At 40.6% G+C, this 1,420-nt stretch carries 2 protein-coding genes and 1 pseudogene; 2 read left to right on the plus strand and 1 reads right to left on the minus strand.

Annotation, left to right across the window (positions count from 1 at the left end; all coding sequences use genetic code 11):
- A pseudogene (locus FTV41_RS14685) lies at window positions 1–351 on the plus strand (hypothetical protein); the annotation flags it as partial.
- 267 nt (window positions 352–618) lie between these two features.
- Complete coding sequence (locus tag FTV41_RS14690) at window positions 619–1,125, plus strand: hypothetical protein (protein ID WP_179996760.1); 507 nt, start codon at window positions 619–621, stop codon at window positions 1,123–1,125.
- Window positions 1,126–1,207: 82 nt separating this feature from the next.
- Here FTV41_RS14690 and FTV41_RS14695 read toward each other — a convergent pair.
- Window positions 1,208–1,420, minus strand: a 213-nt coding sequence (locus FTV41_RS14695) for a hypothetical protein (RefSeq protein ID WP_179996761.1), incomplete at its 5' end; no start/stop codon positions are given.

Consider the following 1,420-nt stretch of genomic DNA (forward strand, 5'->3'; position numbering starts at 1 on the left):
GAACATTATCATTTGATGGTAATAGCAAATCATTTCCCCCCAAGTCAGTTAAGAACGATACAAGAAGCTGTGAAAAACTTAGATGGGGTATTAACTGCATTTCTCAGCCCGAGAGAGTTAGAAGATGACGATCCTAGAGGAAAGATACATTTTCATTGGTTAAACCGTGATGGTGTAGATGGTATCGATGATGCTGTGACTAGGCATTGTTACCGAGCAAAGTTAGATCAAAAGCTGAAAGGTATGAAAAGATCTTTCGATGGAAGCAGAGAGATGAAGCCGTTATTACCTGTCAGTTCAAGAAAACAACAACAGTTTATAGCTCAGCATAACGTTGAAGTTATGTTCTAGCTTAGCAATGCTATAACCCACCTTCAAATCATACCGTAATGATATAAAAGAACGCCGTAAAAGCGCTGTAAAGGGTCTTGCCCTTGGGTAGGTACCACAAAAGACAAACAGCGCTAAAAAGAGCTTAAATCATTACTCTAACGCAAGTACCAATTCTGCACTTTCAAGTGCAACAACAAAGCCTAAGCAATTCAAACCCACAAGCATACCGTTTGATGGGCGAGGTATTGCTTTTTTTAATTTTAATAACAAAGAGGAAATCTAATTATGGCAACAACAATTCAGGGTTATTACAAAGGACTACATTTACCGAGTTACATTGAATATGACCCACACAATATGCAGAAAGCAAACTCAATTTTAGCTATCGCTTTTCAAGAAAAGCACCAGCTATATGAGTTTGAACTGCCGATAGGTACTAAGTTTGATCAGTTTGGTGCGTACAAACTTTACCCTAAAGATCCAACTTCTAAATTCTTGTGGAAGTTGGTTAAGAACGACCATTACAACTTATGTATCTACACGCACCTTGATATTGATGCTACGCTAAAATGTGTGAATAAACTAAATTCTGATTACACATTCAGCAAGCACATTGCTGATATCAATACAAATGCCGTAGAAGCTGCATTAACCACATACAGCCTAGCAGAGCATGATCCATCACCAAAGAAGAGTAAGAAGGCTAAGCGGTTAGCTGGTAGCGATCTGACAGAAGCAGAAAAAATGATGTCAGTAGAGTTGAAACTCGCGCCTATTGTAAGACCAACTTAAACGAAGCAGGGCTACTTAAAACAGGTAGCCCTCACCTAATTTAACGATTGTGTGCGTGCATGAAATTAAGTCATCAGGATGGTCATTTAAATGCTGCAACCTCTGCTTCCATATCTTCGGCTAATCTTGCCTCCATCTCGGCTGCGGCTGCCGCTGCGACTGCGTCTGATGCCGCAAGCTCTTCTGCTTCTAATGCAGCTTCTACTGCTTCTTTAGCAGCTCCTGTACGTTTAACCTCTGCGTCAATTTTAGCTTGTCTTTCTGCCGCAGCAGTAGTCTTTGCCTCCGCAATGAT

Origin of the sequence: Acinetobacter sp. YH16051 (assembly GCF_013417135.1) — a bacterium.
GTDB classification, from domain to species: Bacteria; Pseudomonadota; Gammaproteobacteria; order Pseudomonadales; family Moraxellaceae; genus Acinetobacter; species Acinetobacter towneri.

Excerpts from the sequence above, each read along its gene's own strand:
- FTV41_RS14690 (WP_179996760.1), top strand. The coding sequence starts at position 619 with ATGGCAACAACAATTCAGGGTTATTACAAAGGACTACATTTACCGAGT.